At 36.4% G+C, this 20,228-nt stretch carries 19 protein-coding genes; 1 reads left to right on the top strand and 18 read right to left on the bottom strand.

What is annotated here, in order from left to right:
* Positions 1-632 precede the first annotated feature (632 nt).
* The 7 genes from H4J66_RS01800 to H4J66_RS01770 form a co-directional block, all read right to left on the bottom strand.
* The gene (locus H4J66_RS01800) at positions 633-950 is read right to left on the bottom strand and encodes a hypothetical protein (protein ID WP_182169802.1); all 318 of its coding nucleotides are present in this window, start codon (positions 948-950) and stop codon (positions 633-635) included.
* 204 nt (positions 951-1,154) lie between these two features.
* Entirely contained in the window at positions 1,155-1,559 is a 405-nt protein-coding gene (locus H4J66_RS01795) for a hypothetical protein (protein ID WP_182169799.1), read from the bottom strand.
* 113 nt (positions 1,560-1,672) lie between these two features.
* Positions 1,673-2,095: a hypothetical protein gene (locus H4J66_RS01790; RefSeq protein WP_182169796.1), complete on the bottom strand. Its 423-nt coding sequence runs from the start codon at positions 2,093-2,095 to the stop codon at positions 1,673-1,675.
* Positions 2,096-2,216: 121 nt separating this feature from the next.
* Positions 2,217-2,498, bottom strand: a complete 282-nt coding sequence (locus H4J66_RS01785) for a hypothetical protein (protein ID WP_182169793.1) — start codon at positions 2,496-2,498, stop codon at positions 2,217-2,219.
* Positions 2,499-2,622: 124 nt separating this feature from the next.
* Complete coding sequence (locus H4J66_RS01780; RefSeq protein WP_182169790.1) at positions 2,623-2,955, bottom strand: hypothetical protein; 333 nt, start codon at positions 2,953-2,955, stop codon at positions 2,623-2,625.
* A 74-nt stretch (positions 2,956-3,029) separates the two neighbouring features.
* Positions 3,030-3,569, bottom strand: a complete 540-nt coding sequence (locus H4J66_RS01775; protein WP_182169787.1) for a DUF7010 family protein — start codon at positions 3,567-3,569, stop codon at positions 3,030-3,032.
* 119 nt (positions 3,570-3,688) lie between these two features.
* Positions 3,689-4,039 carry a hypothetical protein gene (locus tag H4J66_RS01770; protein ID WP_182169783.1) on the bottom strand — a complete coding sequence of 117 codons (351 nt, stop codon included), beginning with the start codon at positions 4,037-4,039 and terminating at the stop codon, positions 3,689-3,691.
* A gap of 1,082 nt (positions 4,040-5,121) precedes the next feature.
* Here H4J66_RS01770 and H4J66_RS01765 point away from each other — a divergent pair.
* Positions 5,122-6,870, top strand: coding sequence for a tetratricopeptide repeat-containing diguanylate cyclase (locus tag H4J66_RS01765; RefSeq protein WP_182169780.1), 1,749 nt, complete (start codon positions 5,122-5,124; stop codon positions 6,868-6,870).
* A 195-nt stretch (positions 6,871-7,065) separates the two neighbouring features.
* Here the strand turns inward: H4J66_RS01765 and H4J66_RS01760 are convergent, their stop codons facing one another.
* The 11 genes from H4J66_RS01760 to selD all read right to left on the bottom strand — a co-directional run bounded on the left by H4J66_RS01760 (position 7,066) and on the right by selD (position 20,035).
* On the bottom strand, positions 7,066-7,584 hold the full coding sequence (locus H4J66_RS01760; protein WP_182169777.1) for a gamma-glutamylcyclotransferase family protein: 519 nt from the start codon (positions 7,582-7,584) through the stop codon (positions 7,066-7,068).
* A 370-nt stretch (positions 7,585-7,954) separates the two neighbouring features.
* Positions 7,955-8,554, bottom strand: coding sequence for a hypothetical protein (locus tag H4J66_RS01755; RefSeq protein ID WP_182169774.1), 600 nt, complete (start codon positions 8,552-8,554; stop codon positions 7,955-7,957).
* A gap of 312 nt (positions 8,555-8,866) precedes the next feature.
* Positions 8,867-9,421 (bottom strand): GNAT family N-acetyltransferase, encoded by a 555-nt coding sequence (locus H4J66_RS01750; RefSeq protein ID WP_182169771.1) that lies wholly within the window; start codon positions 9,419-9,421, stop codon positions 8,867-8,869.
* Positions 9,422-9,801: 380 nt separating this feature from the next.
* Positions 9,802-11,127 carry an aspartate aminotransferase family protein gene (locus tag H4J66_RS01745; protein ID WP_182169768.1) on the bottom strand — a complete coding sequence of 442 codons (1,326 nt, stop codon included), beginning with the start codon at positions 11,125-11,127 and terminating at the stop codon, positions 9,802-9,804.
* Between the two features lie 299 nt (positions 11,128-11,426).
* Complete coding sequence (locus tag H4J66_RS01740; protein ID WP_182169765.1) at positions 11,427-12,131, bottom strand: TorF family putative porin; 705 nt, start codon at positions 12,129-12,131, stop codon at positions 11,427-11,429.
* A gap of 44 nt (positions 12,132-12,175) precedes the next feature.
* On the bottom strand, positions 12,176-13,393 hold the full coding sequence (locus tag H4J66_RS01735; RefSeq protein WP_182169762.1) for a BCCT family transporter: 1,218 nt from the start codon (positions 13,391-13,393) through the stop codon (positions 12,176-12,178).
* A gap of 203 nt (positions 13,394-13,596) precedes the next feature.
* Positions 13,597-15,237: a choline dehydrogenase gene (gene betA, locus H4J66_RS01730; RefSeq protein ID WP_182169759.1), complete on the bottom strand. Its 1,641-nt coding sequence runs from the start codon at positions 15,235-15,237 to the stop codon at positions 13,597-13,599.
* Between the two features lie 88 nt (positions 15,238-15,325).
* Positions 15,326-16,789, bottom strand: coding sequence for a betaine-aldehyde dehydrogenase (gene betB / locus H4J66_RS01725; RefSeq protein ID WP_182169756.1), 1,464 nt, complete (start codon positions 16,787-16,789; stop codon positions 15,326-15,328).
* Positions 16,780-17,385 carry a transcriptional regulator BetI gene (betI, locus tag H4J66_RS01720; RefSeq protein WP_182169753.1) on the bottom strand — a complete coding sequence of 202 codons (606 nt, stop codon included), beginning with the start codon at positions 17,383-17,385 and terminating at the stop codon, positions 16,780-16,782. The genes betB and betI overlap by 10 nt, the downstream gene beginning before the upstream one ends.
* 512 nt (positions 17,386-17,897) lie before the next feature.
* On the bottom strand, positions 17,898-19,004 hold the full coding sequence (gene mnmH / locus H4J66_RS01715) for a tRNA 2-selenouridine(34) synthase MnmH (protein ID WP_182169750.1): 1,107 nt from the start codon (positions 19,002-19,004) through the stop codon (positions 17,898-17,900).
* A complete protein-coding gene (selD, locus tag H4J66_RS01710) occupies positions 19,004-20,035 on the bottom strand; it encodes a selenide, water dikinase SelD (RefSeq protein WP_182169747.1) in 1,032 nt (343 codons plus the stop codon). Before selD ends, mnmH begins: the two co-directional genes overlap by 1 nt.
* Positions 20,036-20,228 lie beyond the last annotated feature (193 nt).

Below are 20,228 nucleotides of genomic sequence, written 5' to 3'. Positions count from 1 at the left end.
TAAATTACAAAACTCTTGAGCCTTTGTGATTGCTTGGTTGTAACGCACTTTAAAATAAATTGATATTGCAATTAAGGATATAAATATAATAACGATCACAAAACTTTCCTTGTACAGCTAACGCCGCATTAAGCGGCAAAAAATTGTTGGCTAAAATGTTGAACGGAGTGAAAACAGCCAACTGTTTTTTGTCCGTTTGAATGCCTTGTTATATGCCGAATGCTAATATTTTATAGTATAAGTAATTGGGTTATTATAATTCCAATTTGAACCTGAAGTCTGAACTTTACCTAAAACCATAAACTCTTTAATTTCTCGTCGTACACTTTTTGTTTGCATCAAAAATAAAAGTAACCAGATACCGAAACAACAAAAAAACAATAATGCGAGGTTTGGGTAGCTAAAGTATGAAAGGAATATAGCCGATAAAGCAAATAGAAGAGACAGCCACTTAAAATTTGGGCTGAACACTATCGTAACTACAGAATCATCAAGTTGATTTCTTGAATATATGAACATGCTAAACTCCAACTCCTTTTAGGCATATAACGCCCAATTAACGGGCTAAAAATTGTGGGCTAAAATGGAGCGAAGCGAACAGCCCACTGTTTTTAGTCCTGTTGAATTGCTTGTTATAAAGCACTTGTACACTTATTGATTTTATCTTGGTAAAACAGTACTTTCCCCTTTAACTTTACGCCGTCGAAATCGAGATTAACATAAATTTTATTATTCGAAATCATTAAGGTACCCGATTTAGGAACAATAGCTTTTGAGTTTAACCATGACTTAACTTGACTGTACTTTAGCTCACCACTAAGTGAAGAAACTTGAAAAGTATAAATATGGTCAGAAATCGATTTATTACCATAATCAAAAGGTGTGTGATGGCTGCCTGTTACGGTTTCTCTATTAATGATTTCAATCTGATAATTGGAGTTATCTGCCAAACAAATCTTTGTTTCGTCTAAGATTTTTGTATTAACAAATGCACAACTTGTTAAAAGGAAAATTACATTTAGTAATAATAAAACTCGAATATACACTCCACTCTCCGTGTGCTTTATAACGCCACGTTAAGCGGCAAAAAATTGTTGGCTAAAATGTGAACGGAGTGAAACAGCCAACTGTTTTTTGTCCGTTTGAACGCCTTGTTAGGTGTTCTTTTTATTAGGTTTATTTAATTTAACAGTTGCTTCCGTACAACGCAAAGACAACCAAAAACTTGCAAGAGATATTAATAGATTAGATCCACCAATTTCGACTCCTGCAAGCACCATAAATGTTAGATATACACTATAAGTTGATAATAAAAGTAAACATGATGCAGCAATACGAGAATGCCACCTAAAAACTGCAAAGAGCAGGAACGCGTACAAGCTGAAATCAATTATAAAACCAATAGATGTTTCAATAATCAACTCTTGAAAAAATAGTCCAACGATCAAGCTTATTAAAGTTAAAATTGCGATTCCAAAAGTACAAGACTTGATCATAGCGATACAAGTCGATTTAGAATCTAAGGAATGAAAAACATTTATCTTTTGATCAACATCCATAGTTGAGAGATTCCCTGAACACCTAACGCCACATTAAGCGGCAAAAAATTGTTGGCTAAAATGTTGAACGGAGTGAAAACAGCCAACTGTTTTTTGTCCGTTTGAATGCCTTGTTAGATTTTTTTACTACGCAGAAACTCGACAAATAGCTCTGTAAATTGAAACTTCTTAACATTTTTAGATGAGTCGCTAACATCAAGGATAACACCATGAGACTCAAGAATATTTAGTTGTTGCTCTAGTGATGAATGCACATCTATATGGTAAACCAAATAAGGACCATCGTGGTTAAACATCCATTGACTATCAAGCATCCAAAAATCACGGTGATGAAAATAAGCAGGATTATCCATATCAGATTTCATTTCGGCTAATAATTCAGAGTGATTAGCCCATAGTTTATCTAAAGTTGCGTTGTCTGATGACGCAATCTCTTTTTTGCGACGCTCATCTGTATATTTATTACCATAATAAGTTCCTGCGGCACCTGTCGCTGTACCAATAAGAAAACCTATACTCACACTTAATGGATCCATCCAAACTCCGATAAAAATCTAACGCCTCATTAAGAGGCAAAAAACAGTTGGTTAAAATAAGCGACGCAGGAGCAAAAACCAACTGTTTTTTGTCCTGCTTTAATGACTTGTTATAAGTATTTTACTCTAACTCTGTTTTAGGTTTGATTAACAGTTCTAGCAATATCTTTTCGATAGAATAAAAGCATAAAGATAAAACTGTAAATAACCCTGTAATTATTGCACCCCAAATAAAACCTGAATCGCTACTTGTATAAGGTAAACCTAACTCAGCATGACGTTCAATACTTGAATTAATTAAGTACCAATTTGCAAAAACAGCTATTAATAAAAAACCCATTAAGATTTTAACCGATTTGAATTTATATTTTTTAACGATTGATTTGATCTCATCCTGTGACATAAACACTTCCCTTTTGGATACTTATAACGCCACGTTAAGCGGCAAAAAATTGTTGGCTAAAATTGTGAACGGAGTGAAACAGCCAACTGTTTTTTGTCCGTTTGAACGCCTTGTTAGCAGTACACTAATCACCAACAAAGATTACACTTTTACTATTACTTTCAGCAGACTCTAATACGGAAATGAATTCTGTGAATACTACAGAGTTTTTACCATACTCTGGAGCAACAGATTTAATCACATCAATTAGATTTTGAAGCCCTGATGAGAATTTAGTGTCAGAATATTCATCAATGACGAGGCCACTTTTAGCTGCGAACTTTTCGAATGCTTCGTTGAACAATACCCATTTTTCAGAATCAATCGCATAGATCCATTCCTTAGCTTGGCCATTTTCCATAATGTGTAAATCTAATGCCATAATTTCCTGTACTGCTAACGCCACGTTAAGCGGCAAAATATTGTTGGCTAAAATTGTGAACGGAGTGAAACAGCCAACTGTTTTTTGTCCGTTTGAACGCCTTGTTAGGGCTATATTGCTGCATATTTGACTGTTGAATTCTCTTTAAGAAGAAGTAAACACGTAAGTAAATACAGAGGAATAAGAGCTAAAAAAGTATATGTATAAGAAAGCTCGCTCCCTCCAAAAGCCATTACACATCCTACAGCAGGCATAGCAAATCCTAAAAAGTAATAAGCTTTACTTTTATAAAGCCATCCAAAAGGAATGAAATGAGAGCCAAAAAGAATAGCTAAAACGAATGGAAACCAATTGGGAATTAATTGAAGTACTAAGATAAGCACTGGCCAATATAAAAATTGAGCACAGGCTAAGACTGTGGCCAAGTTTGATAATGGCGGGAATTTAGCAAATGGATTAACTTTGAATATTTTTGATATAAAGAAAGCTATTGGAAATGTACTACCAGTAGCAAAGATAACCATTATCAAAGCCTGCCTTTGTGGGAGAAAATTAATGACTAAAGCGCAAAGGCACATTACGATTAATCCAGCAAATGGAAAACCGATCCCCTTTTTAGTAAAACGTATTAACTCATCTCTATTATCCATTACATCTCCAGAAATTGATCTATAGCTCTAACGCCCCACTAAGAGGCAAATAATAGTTGGTTATAATAGAGAGCGAAGCGAACAAAACCAACTGTTATTTGTCCTGCTTGAGTGGCTTGTTATGTTGCAGCTTGCCCGCTACCTTCGAGTACAGGGCTATAAATACCCCAAATAGCAAACACTACTAATAATATTGACAAAACACCAAGCCAAATAAGCACCGACATAGATTTACTACTTTTACATTTACTCACTTTAAACAAAATAAAAACAGAGATTAAACCTAAAATACCCCAGTAACGATAAGTGCCAATTAATAAAGATGTTTGAAATGGTAGCTCCGATTCAAACGAATCAAATACATTTTCAAATTCTTTAATGAAGATAAAAGCTCCATACGCAAACAAGCCAAAATAAAGTGTTGAAGCTGTAGCGGCTAATATTTGAAAGTTACTCTTAATCTGATTCATGAACTGCATCTCCTTTTGCAACATAACAGCTTATTAGACCGAAAAACTAAGCAATAGACAACACTTAGCATTTCTTGTTTATTTACATTTACAATTATCATACTTCACAACATGATAACAACACTAACATTTTATTGTTATTAAATATTTCAAAAGGGGCAACACCGAATCTTTCGGTATTTCGGCAAAAGATAGGAAAACACCATGGGCTGTATAAAAGATCAGTACAAATAATTATTATTTAAAATATAGTGAATAAACTATAAATTTTATGTGGGATTAGGTGGGTAAGTTCAATTTTTTAACTGATAATAATTATCAACTTTCAATGGCGGCATCTAACAGATATCTTTTTGCCATCGTCTATTAAGATTCTCTTTGTTATATGACGTCGCGAATAATGTCATCAAATGCTGCTTTACCCCTCTGGCTTGTTTCAGGCGTTAATACATGATGCCAAAGTGCTTCGCTAATCTCCAACCATGGTTTCTTTTGAGACACCGCTTCTTATCATGTTTCGATTGATGAAAGGGTGCGTTCATACTCGTCACTTTGGTTTACATAAGCAATTGCCGGTTCAAAACTAGGAACCTTAGCCTAGTGTGATTTAAGTCCTGAACTTTAACTACATTAAATAATGAAAAGCCTTATTTTTAGCTCCTTTATTTATGTCTACAATATATAGAATATCTTAAAGTATGTGCATATTTAACTTTGTATAACGCTTGCGGTAAAAAATATTTTCATTAAATACCATTATTAGATGATATTAACTCTTATCAGAAACAAGATAATAAGTGGTTTGCTTCCCTCTACTGATGTTTGTTGATGTAATGCGAATATACTTCAACATTGGCATGTGGCTATTCTTATAATTACAAGCCGGGTAACTTATAAATATTAACAACTAGAGTTTTTTTGTTGCAAGAGTATTGAAACGTTTGTCATTGTCGAGTCTTATCTAAGGCCTACTTGGTCCTCTTTCTTTTTTATATGCCATTTTTTTTAGAACCATGTTAAACTTAAAAAAAATTTTTACAGCTATCATATTGGCTTATCGATGGGTATTTAAAATATTACTTATGGTTGTTTTGTTCCCCTTTTTGGCTTCTGCAGAAAGTGAACACGATGATAATGAGGTAATAAATAACTATTTAAAATTACAAAACCTAATACACCTTCAAGGCGATCAGCATAACGCTTTTATTCCCACCTTGCTCACACAAATTAACAACTCAGACTATACATTTCTCAAACCCGCTGTCTTTGCAAATTTAGCGGTCCTTAATATTAACGCTGGGAACAAGGTTAAGGGACAAGAGTATTTAGCTGATGCTGTTCAAGCATTTAATAACACCTCTTATAATAACTATTCCAACAGTGCTCTTTACAAAATAAGTCGAGCATACTTACTAATCGGTCAATATGCTAAAGCCATTGAGTATACTAATCAGCTAAATACCTATGCTGTTGAGCATAATGGCAAAAAAATGGAAGTTAGATCGCTGCTTAACTTAGGGTTGATTTATGCTGAATTACAATTATATGATTTAGCAGAGATACGGCTTAATAAGTCTTTAGAAAAAGCGTCCTCTCTGGGGGATAATAAGCTCGAACATTTAACCATACTCTATTTATCGGGTGTTAAAATTAACCAACCCGATAGCAATAATCAAGATATCCTCAAATTAATTAATAGAGCCAAATCTATTTATGAAAGTATTGGTTATTTAGAGCGATTAGAAGGATTAACTTACGCAAGAATGGCAAGAGTTAATAAAGCTGAAGAACTGTTATTACAATCACTTTCATTAGCGGTTAGTAATCAAGATGTTCGGCTTAGGCAAATAACAAATCAAAGTATTGCCTTATTTTATTTTACCCAGAAAAATTTTACTCTAGCTTTAACTCACGTAAAGGAGTCACTTAAAATAGCAATAGAGTTAGGTCATAAAACAGAGGTTTCTGAACTCAACTATTTACTAGCGAAAATTTATAAGAGTTTAAATGATGATAAAAACAGTTTGATACATCTCTTGGCTTATGTTGAATTTAAAAACTCTAATCAAGCTAAAGCTTTTGTCAATATGCTCTACGAAATGGATAAAAATATAGCCATAGATAAAAAATTTGCATCTCTTGAAAACGAAAAACTTTTAAATCAAATAGCTATACAAAAAAGTGAAAAATATAACCAACTCTTTATCTTCATCATAATACTAATAAGTGTTTTATCATTTGTTATGCTATTACTTTGGACAAATAGAAATAAAATGATGCTAGAAAAACTCAGCTATTCAATGCGCGATAACTTAACAGGTTGTTACGTTAGAAATTACTTAGATGATTACTTACTAGGGCTTAAGTCTAGATTTGAGCGACGTGATAGCACTGCCAAAGAGTCTGTTGGCGTAGTTATGGTAGATTGTGATCACTTAAAACCGATTAACGATAACTATGGACACGCCGCGGGTGATGAAGTTTTAAAGGCTATAGCGACGAAACTTTCAAGTCAATTGCGAAGCAGTGACGTTCTCGTTAGATGGGGAGGCGATGAGTTCGTTTTATTGTGCGAAAATATTTCTTTAACAGAGTTAGCTAATTTAAGTGAACGTGTAAATGGGTCGATAGATAAACTTGATATTATTTTTGAGAAAAACAATATCTCAGTAACTGTTTCTTCAGGGTTTGCATTGCATGATATTAACAGCAACTTTAATTTCTATAATCTTTTAAAGTGTGCTGATAATTATTTATATCAGTCAAAAAAACAAGGTAAAAACGCTAAAAATGGCGGTATGTATATACACAATACGGATTATCAAATATAAACACTTTAATATTCACCTAATTACTCAAGGTTTACATATTGTTTGATTTTATATATTAACCACGTCCATGTCCTGAAATGGCGTCACACTTTAACCTCATTTTAATGCTGACTAAAGGCCCTTAACCAATCTAAATCTGATCGCCTTATTGTTTGCTTAAATTCCATTTTATGTCTTTATAAATGGCTAAACTCCTCAAGTACAGTCTTTTTGAATAGTGTGTGGACGATACATTGCCCGTTCCTTTGTTTCTCTCTCTTTATTTGGATCTTCTATACAGACAACAGATTCGATGATAGCGAGGTAATCCAACGGTAGCTTTGTTTCTTTTGCACCAACAATTACGTGATTTAGATACCAAGTATATGGTTTTAATGAAGGATCTATTCTAATTGCACAATAAATTAGTGCTTCGAACGTTACTCCCTGTTTGTTTTTTACGGATACTATTTTTTCATTATACCCAGATCCTAAACTTTCAGCTCTATCTAAAATGGGTTTCTCATTTTCATCTATCTCAAAAAGAGCGCCTATGACCACGTCATCACTATTATTCGTATAAAAAGAGTCGCATTTACCTGACCCATCTTTACCACTCATATTAAAACGCAATTGATGATTTTTAAGACTTACTGTGTCAATTTTTTGGGCACTTGGCACCCTTTGCTGAAGCCTTAAAAGGGACATGTTTGAACCATATGCAAAATACTTCATCAAAACTCCTGTGTAATTAATACCTGTTCAACAGGCAAATAATTGTTGGTTAAAAATATAGAACACAAACATTTAACTATTTATTGTTTGAAATTTTATGACATAGGCTTATAGGGTAACAAAAAAACATTAGCTATTACATGGTCATATTGATTAAGTGCTTAAACTTGGGATGGCTTAGCCGTTAGTATAAAGCTTAACTCAAATAAGTGATTTTGATTTTTCATGTAAAAATAAACAGCAGGATAAACTGCCATTCGAAAAGCCATGCCTAACGCCCTTTTATTTAAAGTGTGTTTGATATCCCTATTTAAGTTTGGTGCGAACACCGAATAGGGTATCGGTTAATACCAATACCTCCATTAATCAATTACTCTCTATTTTTAATATAAAGCCTTATCCCAAAAGTGGTTAGGGTTGCTAATAGTAATAAACCTAAAACGCCAAAAACTAAATTTACATTTTTAAATGGCGTCCATTGAAGGTAATGAATTTTATAAAGTCTGTTGATTAACTTAGTATCATCGCCCTTCTGGCTTAATCTTAAGCTTACCCAATCAAGATTTATTTCAACACCTGTGCTAGTTTTTGCATTTGTTCCATCAATAGAAATAATGTCGCCATAACGCTCTTTATTATCTGAAAGCGCATCATCAATAAGGCGTTTATATTCTACCTTAGTTGGCAACCCTTTAACTTGAAGCGTAACAGGGTCTAAATGTTTTGTTTTTCCTTGCGATTTAACCAATAAATGATGACCTAAAATAGTTTTGATGAGTTTAACTTCACTCCAATTTTTTTTTGGATCAACTAATAACTGTGTTTCTAGGGGATAAGTTTTTAATGATAATTGTTCATAAGCCCCTTTGTAGCCAGGTTTTATAAAAAATATGACCCCGGTAATTGTCCAACCAAACATTGGTAATATGAGGATTAAACCTATAAGTCTATGTGTTTTTCTACTTGTCATTTTTATTTTTCTTATTGTTGGAGACTGAAATATTAATTACATAATAACAGCAATAACCCGCTCATTAGTAAAATGTAATGAGATGGAGTCAAGCGCTACAATTAATGAATGCTACTTATTAGTAGGTTTGTTATGTATAGGTTTAATAAGTGGCTATAAAAAACTCAACAGTAACAGTAAACCTTTAATTGCAGCTGCAAAGAAAAGGTACTGACCAAAAGTGGCGTTATCTTGCTGTATTTCTCGATGTTACTTTTTTAATCTAGCAAGTTCAGCCTCATTGAGACTGACTATTTTAATACGCGGTTGGTATTATTCATTAATGGTTATTATTTTAGGTCGGTAAAGTGAGCCCAAAATGCCCCCAAAGAGATTTTTATAGATCGCTTCTATCTCTTCTTTGGAGATATTACCACCATGTATTAGCATTTCAAGTACCTCACCTGGCTCTTTAACAAGGTAACCAGAAGAACTAAATCCATTATTTAAATAGAATGCTTTTCGTTTTACTCGTTGTGAATAATTTTGTTGTTGTACTTGAAGTTCTTCAATATTTAATACGACTCTGTTTTCATGCTTCTCTTTCAATGCGTCTAATACCTTACTCCCATAACCAGACGAACGCTGATCCTCTGCTATTGCAAAGAAATGAACAAAGAGAATATCTTTATACTCGGTAAGATAGATTAATCCAATCCAGTTATTATTTTCATAAAGAACGCTAAAGCCGTCCTTCCCTTTTCTCAATATAAAGCCAAGTAGCCAAGAAGGAACATGCCTTACTGTCGTAAAAGCCTCTTTATAAAGCTCAATAACATTTCTATAGTTAACGTCATATTTAGAAAGTGGGCTGAATTTTATGCTCATAGTATTACTCATATCCTTTGAATCTATTGATTAACAGTCAGGACTTTTGAACCTATGCCCTATATGCTTTTAAAGTGCTTGTACTTTTATTCACATCGTTAGATATTTAACCACTCCATGGCTAAATCAATATAAGTACGCATAAAAAAAGTAACGCGTTATCCTTAAAGTATTGATATAGTTGTTAATTATAAAATCACTTTATAAAAAGCATAACATTTAAGGTTAACATTTATTTTAGGTTTTACTGCTTAATATGGCATAAAGCAATGAAAATTTAGTCCATTTATCGCTAATTGACGTCGAATCAATAGCGATAAATTTCACTTCTAGCCTACCTAAATAATAAGTTAGGTCTACAAATTGAAAAAAACTTCTAGTTACTGCGCGTTAATCGCAGCGCTCATTGATTGCTCAGCAACTTGCTCTAACCACTTAAGATCGACAGTTTGGTGGGCTTCACAAATAAACCAAGGTTCACGTGAGTCAGGCTCTAACATAACGCCATTGTCGATTAAGTTAAGCGCGAATTGCGTATAAAGATCACTGTTAGTTTTTTTCCAATCACGATAATTTTGTGGCACTTCACTACCAAAATGTACGCCAAACATTGCATCGGGTCCTGCAAAACAATGTTCAATATCAAATTTTGTAAACACTCTTGAGAGTAACGCTTGAATTTTTTGACCTACTATCGCAATCGTTTCAAGTGCATCGGTTTCTTTAAGCACGGTTAATGTCGCTTTTGCTGCGCTCAGTGCCACCATATTAGCAGTATAAGTGCCGCCGTGAGTTACCCCGTCTTTTGCAAATGATATAGCATCCATAACATTAGCTTTACCACCAAAAGCAGCAATTGGGTAACCGTTGCCCATAGCTTTTGCATACGTAGTTAAATCAGCATAGATACCATATAAGGCTTGTGCTCCGCCCTTGGCAACACGAAAACCCGTTTTGACTTCGTCCATAATGAGCAAAGAGCCATTCGTATCACAAACGTCACGCAACTTTTGCATATAGGCTTGCGTTGAGGCAATCGAGCCACAGTTACCCATAATAGGTTCAATCAATATAGCCGCAATATCATGACCATATTCAGCGAAAACAGTATTGATAGCTTTAAAATCGTTAAGCGGTACACTTACTTGATGTTCACGCGTACTTTGTGGGATACCTGCGCCAAAAGGTATAATTTCAGGCGCGTTTTCATCAGTGATTTCCCAGTTATCAACATCAGATTTCCACATCACTTCATCATGCAGGCCATGAAAGCCACCTTCAACCACGACTATTTTATTACGTTTTGTAAATCCACGAGCGGTGCGCACTGCGCCAATAACCGCTTCGGTACCTGAATTAGCAAAGCGCATTTTATCGATATTAGGGCAAAGTGATTTCACCAATTCAACCACATCAGAATCAAGACCGGTAGAGAAACCCGAAATGGTGCCAACGCTAGTGATCGCGTTAATCACTTCATTGTCTACGCGTTCGTCACGATAACCAAGAATAATTGGGCCATAGGCTAAACGAAAGTCAACAAACGTTTGTTGATCACAATCGGTGATGGTACAGCCTTTCATGCTGCTTAAAAATACGGTGTTTTCTTCACCCCAATACCGGTAGCTGTCTGCAACCCCTAACGGCATATTTTCGTGGGCTCTTTTAAGCATAGCATTGCTTTGGGGCTTATGTGGTTTAGTCATGATCGCTCTTTATATCACTGAATGTTTTAAACATTAATTAACGTAAATTTTATCGGGTGATAATACAGGGATAGCGCAATTTCAGGAAGAGTAAATCTTTTAATTAGTCAGGTATTCGTCTTTTAAAGGGGTAAATTAGCTAATAAAGTCATGGTGACCGGGTATAACCAAGCCTAAAAACTACCGTTGCTGTTTATCCATAACACTAAAAAAAGCCTCAGTGATAAACACTGAGGCTTAGATAATAAGTCGATAGCTCGTTGAACTACCTAGAATAAACGTTACTTAATCCAATACAATTATAAGCTGAAGGTATGAGATACAGATAACACGACACGGGTATCAGCCAAATCAATGTTCATATTTGTATCTTCAAGAGCAAGATCAACATCAAAGCCGTTCCAATGGGTCATATATTCAACGCGGTAATGGTTGTAAGCATCTTTGGCGTTCCACGACCATTTATCTTTATTCGCTGACATTGAACGATCAAAACTTACCTTGATATTATGACCCGGTTTAACTTCAAACGTATGAGCAACCATAGCAATATAATGATTAACATCAAGACCAAAATAATCCCAGCTATACCAAAAGTTTACTTCACTGTTACCCATTGATGAACTGTAGCCAAATTTTGCATAAGCTTCAGGGTAGTTGTATGTATCTGACACGTTATCGCCGTGGTAAGTATAGTAAGCAATACCTGCATCTAGCTCTATTTTTTCGTTAAGTTGAAAATATTGACCAACATAGGCATCCCACTCAATGTTAGTGTCTTCAAAGCGACCAAAGTCAACGTTTGACGCCCAAGTTCCAGCATAAAAGCCGCTATTATCTGCATAATCCAAACTCGCTTGTAATGCTGGATCGTTGCCTGTTTGGCTAACACCGTTAAAGGTATAATCAGAGGCTATGTTAACCGTTGCAGACACATCAGCTAGTGCGCTAGAAGATAATGTTAATAGACAACTTGTGGCTATAGCTATAATACTTTTATTCATTTATTTTCTCTTTTATTTAGTATTTAAATGCAAAATGGTCGGTGCTATTCGACTAATTCGATTTTAGTATAATCAATTTTATTTTCTTTCGGTGAACGCTCAATTTCGCTAACAACTTTAAACTTGTTAAATAGGATATAACCAAAGCAAGTAAAAAAGAGTCCAATAACGACTGCGCCAACCCATTGGATTTGCAAGAAATCTAATTTAAATAGCAGGGTAAGTAAACTAAGAGCAATTAAATTGCCAAAGAAATATTTAACTCTGCCCAACCTTGCAACACTCAATTTCAAATTATCAGTATAGAGACGGATCAATGAATCAAGTGAGTTAATAACGAAGGTTATGCCAACAAATGCCATCGCGATATTATAGAAACCAGCGGTCTCTAGCCCGTTTGCACTGTAGTAATACAGTACTGAGAACCATATGGCGATTGGAATAGAAGGAAAAATCAACATCGCTGCCAATACTTGATAAGTACGAAGACCTCCAACAAACCGCGAAGTAAATTGACCAATCATAATGCTCCAAGCAAACCACCAATAAAGGTAAAATTCATGGTAATCATTAAGGGGCAAAGCAAATTTGTGGATATTACCAAAGTAGCCACCAATCATTGCGATAGTGTTGGCAAACTCTCCAATACTTGAAGTTTCTGAAAGAAAAGCTCCCCCCCACATTAGACCAATCAATGCTAAAAATAACCAAGTAGTGGCCAAACTTAATATTTTTACGTAGCGAATATTAGTACTTGAATAAACCGCTGCAGCAATGACTAAAAATACAATTAAATAGAAGCTACTAACAATAGATTCACCATCGCCAAGTTCAGGTATATACCAAGGTAAATTGGTTAATAATAAATAGGCAGTAAAAGCACAGGTACCAATAATAACTACGTTATTTACCAGTTTAACCAGTGGGATTTCAAAAAAACGAACACGAGGTTCAATCACACAAAAATAGAAACAAGTTAGAAAGTAAAATCCCCAGATAAGAAATGCCCAATAGCCAAACTCTATGGCCAACGGGTTCGTAAATCCATATTCGGGGTTGGTTGCTAAATCAGCATATCCGGCAAATTCGGTTAACGGAAACATGATCAAGCCAACATCTAGACCAGAGGTAAACAAAATAGCAATAAAGGTAAATGTTTTAACCGGTGTTACACCGACACAGCGAATATTGCCCCACCGATATAATACAAAGGCGATGGCGGTAAAGGTAAATAACAGCCCAGCTGTTAACCATGTAGTCATAGTTCACTCCTGAGTAAGGTATTAATTAATATAAACAAGTAGTACTCCTCTTTGAGGTTTATAAAAGTACACGGCAACTTTAAACTGAAGATTTCAATTGTCGCCATCATGAAAATATCTTGATGGCGAAAATTAAGATCTAACCGCGTACTGACGATTAACGTTAGTTAATTTTTAGATTTTTCTTTAGTGCGCAGTTGCTATTAATTTTGCACTAAGCTAACAGGGGCGTTTGATGGCGATAAAACTTCTCGGCCACGAATAATATCGGCGGCACGTTCGGCGACCATTATGGTTGGTGCATTTAAATTACCGTTAGGAATAGTTGGAAATATTGACGAATCAACAACCCTTAACCCTTCAATACCATGTACTCTGGTTTGGGGATCTACAACTGACAATGCATCTGTACCCATTTTGCATGAACATGATGGATGATAAGCACTTTCAACAAATTGACGAACAAAAGTGTCAATTTCGTCATCACTTTGAATACCAATGCCTGGCTGTATTTCTTCACCTCGATATTTATCTAATGCGCTCTGATTAATAATGTCTCGGGTTAGGCGAACACAGGCACGAAAACCTTCGCGGTCTTCTTCGTGTTCAAGGTAATTAAAGCGTATTTGCGGGTGTGCTTTAGGATCACTCGACAAAGCTTTAATAAAACCTCTACTTTTCGGTTTATTATGGCCAACATGCACTTGAAAACCATGACCTGCAAAGGCCTCTTTGCCGTCATAACGCATCGCAGCTGGTAAAAAGTGATATTGTATATCTGGCCATTCTACGCTTGGTTTAGAGCGAATAAATCCACAAGATTCAAAGTGATTAGTTGAACCTAATCCTTTCTTTGTTAAGATCCAACGAACACCAATCTGCAATTTACTCCACCAATCTAATTTGCCATTTAAGGTGATCGGCTGCTTACATTTAAATTGGAAGTAAAACTCAAGATGATCTTGCAAGTTTTCACCAACGCCAGGTAAGTCATGTATCAATTCAATACCGGCATCTTCAAGGACAGCTTTAGGACCAATACCTGATAGTTGCAGTATATGTGGCGAGCCAACAGGACCTGCTGATAAAACAACATCTTTATTAGCTACAACGTCAACTATTTTTCCGTTGCGTTCATAACGTACGCCAACTGCTTTTTTGCCATTAAGTAATACTTTATGTACTAAAGCATGAGTTATCACGGTTAAATTTGCACGTGCCATTGCTGGTCGTAAATAGGCATTAGCAGTTGAACTGCGCACTCCCTTTTTTACCGTCATGTGCATTGGCCCAAAGCCTTCTTGCTGAGTACCATTATAGTCACTGGTTGCACTATATCCGGCCTCAACACCTGCATCAACAAAGGCCTTATATAATGGGTTTTTCATTTGGTTGCCATTATTAACGCCGAGTGGTCCAGTTTTTCCACGATATTCATCACCGGCAAATGCCCATGTTTCTGCTTTTTTGAAATACGGTAAACAATGAGCGTAATCCCAGTTTTGGGCGCCGTTGTCTTGCCATTCATCAAAATCACGTGCGTGTCCACGAACATATACCATGCCATTGATTGAAGACGAGCCCCCTAATACTTTACCACGAGGGCAATGCATACGTCGGCCATCAAGATTAGGCTCTGGCTCTGTTTCAAACTGCCATGCATATTTCTTGGTATTCATCGGAATAGATAAAGCAGTAGGCATTTGAATAAAAATGCTTTTGTCACTGCCACCAGTCTCAAGTAACAAGACTTTACTCTTGCTGTCTTCACTTAAACGGTTCGCTAATACACAACCAGCAGAGCCGGCACCGACTATAATGTAATCATAATTATCACTGTTCATTTAACACTCAACTTTATTACTTTGGTTGCCAACATTTAATTTTGGCAACTATTCAAGGCTTAAGGACGCTAACTAAGCTTTAACTTTATTAAAACGGGCTGTCTAATGGCTGTAACCCAACATACACCGCTTTTATTTGCGTGTAATAATCGAGTGTTAGCAGACCATTTTCACGACCAACACCAGATTGCTTATAACCGCCAACAGGCATTTGGGCTGGAGAAGCACCAAAACTATTTATCCAACAAATTCCTGCCTCCATCTGATGGGTCACTCGGTGAGCACGAGTAATATCTTGTGTAAACACACCTGCGGCTAAACCAAAGTCAGTCGCATTTGCGCGTTTTATTACCTCGTCTTCGTCATCGAATGTTAATACAGACATCACTGGCCCAAAAATCTCTTCGCGGCAAATAGTCATTTGATCAGTACAGTCGGTAAAAATAGTAGGAGCGACAAAATAACCACCCGGTGCATTGTCTGGCTGAAGGGTTTTCCCGCCATGTAATAAGGTTGCCCCTTCACTAACGCCAAGCTTGATGTATTCCATCACTAAATTTAAATGCTTTAAAGAAATCAGTGCACCAAAATTAGTCTCTTCTACCATAGGGTCACCGGCAATTATATTTTGGCTAGTGCGCTGAAGTAACTTTTCAATAAAAACGGGATAAATAGATTTTTGAACGAATACGCGTGTGCCATTGGTACAAACTTCGCCTTGAGTATAAAAATTACCTAACATCGCTGCAGAAACCGCATTATCGACATCAGCATCATCAAAAATAATTAATGGCGACTTACCACCAAGCTCCATGGTGACATCTTTAAGCGTAGTAGCGGCTGCTGCCATCACTTTTTTACCGGTACCGACTTCTCCGGTAAAAGACACTTTGGCAATTTCTGTATGATGAGACAACCATGCACCTACCTCACCTGCCCCTTGAACGACATTAAATACGCCATTAGGAATACCTGCTTCTGTAAATATCTCTGCAAGTTTTAAAGCGCCTAAAGGTGTTTCTTCTGAAGGTTTAAAAATCATTGAATTACCACAGGCAAGCGCTGGTGCTGCTTTCCAACAAGCTATCTGTAGTGGGTAATTCCAAGCACCGATACCTGCGCAAATACCTAATGGCTCGCGACGTGTGTAATAAAAATCGCCATCTACCGACTGTTGATTACCTTCAACACCTGGTGCTAACCCAGCAAAGAATTCAATCGAATCTGCACCTGATGCTACATCAACGACTGAGGCTTCTTGCCATGGTTTACCTGTATCAAGTACTTCTACTTTAGCCAACTCATCGTTACGTTCTCGTAATAAGGCAACCGCTTTAAGTAAAATACGACTTCGCTCAATTGCGCTCATTGCAGACCAAGTGGCAAATCCACGTTGCGAGCTTGCAATTGCCTGCTGTTTAATTTTTTCGTCAGCAACTTCCACTTTATAGATAACTTTCCCTGTTGCTGGGTTAATAACTTCAAATGTTTCGCCGCTATCATTTGCCATGTAGGCACCATCGATAAAGTTTTTATAACATACTAATGACAAGATACTTCTCCATACTGCTTAAGCAGATCGACTATAAATTTTTTACAAAATTGCTCGGCTTGCCTGAACTCTTCTTCAGGGCTTGGGCTTAATGCACTACGTAACCAAAAACCGTCTATCATAGCTGCTGCCTGCTTAGTGGCGATGAGTGCTAAGTCGTCATTTAATAACTGACGAAAAGAAAAAAGTAGATTGCTGTGCAAGCGCTTGCTGTTGATATTTTGTAGCCTTGCCAATCCTGGTTCATGCATTGATTGCGCCCAGAAACTAAGCCAAGTTTTTGTTGCGGGTTTAGAACGTTGTAATTGAGTGAAATTAGCCTCAATAATCATCATAAGTCGATCGGCTGCCTCAAGATGTTGACCTCTAACACGTTCGAGTAGCGCTAACTTCAATTGTTCAAGCAAGTGTTTAACGGTTGCTTCTACTAATTGTTGCTTGCCACCAAAATAATGACTAATAATACCTGACGATAAGCCAGCGATCCGACTGATCGTTATTATTGTGGTGTTTTGTAAACCAAATTGTGCGACGGAATCTAAGGTAGCATCAATTAGCTGTTGTTTACGTAAAGGCTTCATTCCAATTTTAGGCACAGATATCTCGAATATTATTTTTAATTGAACGTTCAATTAATTATAATTCTAGCGGTTCTGAATGAAATTATCAAGTTACTGTTATTGTTCTAAAATGAAGGTGATTCTATAAAATCATTTTAAATCAATATAGTAAGTTACATATATGAGTATAAATATACTTTAAAACTTATAATAATGGTTAGTATACGAACTATATTTCAGGTTATAAATTGATGAGCGAGTGTAAATAAACCGCTGTTTTTTAATCAGCGCTAATAAATAGGGATAGATTAATTGGCTGTTTTTAATGAAATTTTAAAAATTTAACGCGAGAGTACTTGAATTTTCGCTGGGCCTTAGGCCAATCGACTGTTAACAAATATCATCAGTGATCGTACTTTAGGTGACTTACTCGTTTAAGCTAAGGAGAATGCCGCAATATGACGCTAATATAGAACGCTTAATTCAAAGCATTTGTTATTAGCGTCATACATTACGGCTGTAGAAATTATTAATCTAGATTGAGTGTGTTACTTACCCTCTAGATAGGCTAAACATTGGGCATTGTTACCACGAAAGATCACCCTTTCGGCCTTGAGACCTAACTGGTATTGATACATAGGATCATAGTATTCTTCAAGTAATGGCTTTAACCAATCTAAATGATAGTGCGTTAGACCTTTTTGCTGTTCAGTGAATGCCTTAGTTTGAAGTATCTGTAGTTGTGCATATCGTTCTGTACCTAAGCGTTTACGTACTTTAAATAAGCCGTGTGCTAAATATTCACTAAAGGCAATAAAACCTTGCTCTACGCCATAAGCTGTTTGATATTGCGCCGTCATCTTTATAATGTATTCTTGGAATATATGTTCAATACGGTAATCCAAACTTTCTTCAATGACTACAATTGGCGCTAATGTCATTGCTTGTCGCAAGCTTTCAGGTAAATGTACGCTACCAATTAATCGCCCTTCATCCTCTAAGATCAGCGGTTTATCTAAACTATAATTACCGGTAATGTATAATTCAGCCAATTTATTTTCAAAGTCTATCTGGCTGGGTTGTGCGGTAACAAAACCACCAAAACTTGAACCGCGATGACCTGCAACCCCCTCTAAATCAAGACTATTTCTACAATGAGCAAGAAAAGGCGTTTTACCACTGCCGGTATTACCAGCTAAGATAGTTAATGGATGTAGAGCAAGTTGCTCTAGCTCGTTGAGTAAAAATTGACGAAGTGATTTGTAACCTCCGATAAGCAAAGGATAATTAATACCTGATTCTTTTAACCAACGCTGCACCGTTTGAGAGCGTAAACCGCCACGAAAACAATATAAATAGCCTTGCGGGTTTTGCTGAACAAAATTTTGCCATTGTGCCAAGCGATTATCTTTACTTTGTCCACTAACGAGTTCATTACCCAGGTTAATGGCGGCCGCTTGCCCCTTTTTTTTGTAGCAGAGCCCGACTTCCGCCCGTTCATCATTATTCATTAGCGGAAAGTTAACAGACTGGTTAAAAGCGCCTTTTTCAAATTCAATCGGTGCGCGAACATCCATCAAAGGAATTTTATTGCGAATAATAGTGCGAAAGTCGCTACTGTCTAGTCGCTCTGTGGCAGCGGTGTTTATAGTCATTACAACAAACTCACTGTAGGCGAAGTTGCCGTCACTAGTTCACCAATAGGTTGAAGATTCAAACCATTTTCTTGGCATAAAGCTTCAAAGGCTAACTTACCTGATGGCTGAACAGCAACCAATAAACCACCGCTAGTTTGTGGATCACACAAAAGTGTTTTTTGTTTAGGAGTTAACGGGCCAACATGTTCCCCATAACTGGTAAAATTACGTTCACAGCCACCCGGTATACAGCCTTGGTCAATATAGTCATTAACAAAGTCAATGCAGGGTATTTGCTTAAAATCGATAATAGCAGCAACATTGCTACCCTGACACATTTCTAAAAGATGTCCTAGAAGTGCGAAACCGGTGACATCTGTCATTGCCGTGACAGTTTCTTGAGCTGCAAATTTTTGACCGATAATGTTTAAAGCTTTCATTTCTTGTGGCGCTAGGTGTGCATGTTCAGCTAATAATTTACCTTGCTTTTCAGCGGTAGTCATAATGCCAATACCTAACGGTTTAGTGAGATACAATAGATCGCCAACACCTGCGGTGTTATTACGTTTTATCTGCTCATTATTGATTAAACCGGTTACAGCTAAACCAAAGATGGGCTCAGGTGCATCAATAGAATGTCCACCTGCTAAGGGGATCCCTGCTTCAGCACAAATAGCTCTAGCGCCATCGAGTACTTGTTGAGCAATTTCAGGGGCTAAAATATTGACTGGCCAACCTAAAATAGCAATTGCCATTATCGGCTTACCACCCATAGCATAAATATCACTGATGGCATTACACGCTGCGATTTTACCAAAATCAGTGGGATCATCAACAATCGGCATAAAGAAATCTGTGGTTGAAATGACGCCTTGGCCATTGCCTATATCAAAAACAGCTGCATCATCTTTAGTGCTATTACCCACCAATAGTTCTTTATGTTCAGGCAATACCAGTGAAGATTTAAGCATTACATCGAGTACTGATGGAGAGATTTTGCAGCCACAACCGGCGCCGTGTGAGTATTGGGTCAAGCGAATTGGTGTCATAAGGATTCAATAAAGTAAAAGCAATAAGCTAATTTACAGTAATAATGGCATTGTTACACCTGTGTATTACGATATAGCTGTTGATGTGAAGATAAATATAGAAATTACGTTTAAAATTTGACCAGTTTGGCCATGTTATAACAACAAAATAGGCATTATTACCTATTTTGTTTAATAGATTACTTATTAGCTA

The sequence above is a fragment of the Colwellia sp. MB3u-55 genome (assembly GCF_014076785.1).
Taxonomy (GTDB): domain Bacteria; phylum Pseudomonadota; class Gammaproteobacteria; order Enterobacterales; family Alteromonadaceae; genus Colwellia_A.
The sequence above is the reverse complement of the archived record's forward strand: the minus strand, read 5'-3'. Positions and strand labels throughout refer to the sequence as shown.

What these genes read in the sequence shown, in the direction of transcription:
- H4J66_RS01770 (WP_182169783.1), bottom strand. Translation starts at nt 4,039, where the DNA reads ATGAATCAGATTAAGAGTAACTTTCAAATATTAGCCGCTACAGCTTCA.
- betA (WP_182169759.1), bottom strand. Translation starts at nt 15,237, where the DNA reads ATGAACAGTGATAATTATGATTACATTATAGTCGGTGCCGGCTCTGCT.
- H4J66_RS01795 (WP_182169799.1), bottom strand. Translation starts at nt 1,559, where the DNA reads ATGGATGTTGATCAAAAGATAAATGTTTTTCATTCCTTAGATTCTAAA.
- H4J66_RS01785 (WP_182169793.1), bottom strand. Translation starts at nt 2,498, where the DNA reads ATGTCACAGGATGAGATCAAATCAATCGTTAAAAAATATAAATTCAAA.
- H4J66_RS01755 (WP_182169774.1), bottom strand. Translation starts at nt 8,554, where the DNA reads ATGACAAGTAGAAAAACACATAGACTTATAGGTTTAATCCTCATATTA.
- H4J66_RS01750 (WP_182169771.1), bottom strand. Translation starts at nt 9,421, where the DNA reads ATGAGCATAAAATTCAGCCCACTTTCTAAATATGACGTTAACTATAGA.
- H4J66_RS01775 (WP_182169787.1), bottom strand. Translation starts at nt 3,569, where the DNA reads ATGGATAATAGAGATGAGTTAATACGTTTTACTAAAAAGGGGATCGGT.
- selD (WP_182169747.1), bottom strand. Translation starts at nt 20,035, where the DNA reads ATGACACCAATTCGCTTGACCCAATACTCACACGGCGCCGGTTGTGGC.
- H4J66_RS01760 (WP_182169777.1), bottom strand. Translation starts at nt 7,584, where the DNA reads ATGAAGTATTTTGCATATGGTTCAAACATGTCCCTTTTAAGGCTTCAG.
- H4J66_RS01745 (WP_182169768.1), bottom strand. Translation starts at nt 11,127, where the DNA reads ATGACTAAACCACATAAGCCCCAAAGCAATGCTATGCTTAAAAGAGCC.
- H4J66_RS01790 (WP_182169796.1), bottom strand. Translation starts at nt 2,095, where the DNA reads ATGGATCCATTAAGTGTGAGTATAGGTTTTCTTATTGGTACAGCGACA.
- H4J66_RS01735 (WP_182169762.1), bottom strand. Translation starts at nt 13,393, where the DNA reads ATGACTACATGGTTAACAGCTGGGCTGTTATTTACCTTTACCGCCATC.
- mnmH (WP_182169750.1), bottom strand. Translation starts at nt 19,004, where the DNA reads ATGACTATAAACACCGCTGCCACAGAGCGACTAGACAGTAGCGACTTT.
- H4J66_RS01740 (WP_182169765.1), bottom strand. Translation starts at nt 12,131, where the DNA reads ATGAATAAAAGTATTATAGCTATAGCCACAAGTTGTCTATTAACATTA.
- H4J66_RS01765 (WP_182169780.1), top strand. Translation starts at nt 5,122, where the DNA reads ATGGTTGTTTTGTTCCCCTTTTTGGCTTCTGCAGAAAGTGAACACGAT.